This is a genomic window from Mordavella massiliensis, from assembly GCF_016901695.1.
Classification (GTDB): Bacteria; Bacillota; Clostridia; order Lachnospirales; family Lachnospiraceae; genus Claveliimonas; species Claveliimonas massiliensis_A.
Genome location: NZ_JACJKS010000085.1, coordinates 1 through 344 on the forward strand (window position 1 = coordinate 1; position 344 = coordinate 344).

General features: G+C 44.8%; 1 protein-coding gene. It reads right to left on the reverse strand.

Annotated elements, in window-relative coordinates:
* Positions 1–297, reverse strand: a 297-nt coding sequence (locus tag H6A20_RS13215) for a transposase (RefSeq protein ID WP_338106722.1), incomplete at its 3' end; no start/stop codon positions are given.
* Positions 298–344: the final 47 nt, after the last annotated feature.

The following is a 344-nucleotide window of genomic DNA, read 5'->3' on the forward strand; positions in this document are numbered from 1 at the left end:
CCCTCTGGTCAGCCAGATGAATGCAAGGTCTCGCTGACACAGGTCAACAATACGGTCAACAGCCCTGACTCCGCGCATGTTTGCATAGGTCACAACAGCATACAGCATGATTGGGTTAAACCCGGTTCTTCCCTTATCTGAATAACAGGCCAGCAGGCCCGAAAAATCCAACTCCTCCATCACGTTTTTCAGGGTATAGACTGGATCGTCGTCGGGTAAACTCAATTCGAAGAAACTGAAGTTAATTTTCTGTTGCCCAAACTCAAAAAAATCGTTATAATAATCTTGTTTTAGCATAGTTCCATTATAACATGGAACGGAGAGGAAGATGGTTGTCGTTAGCC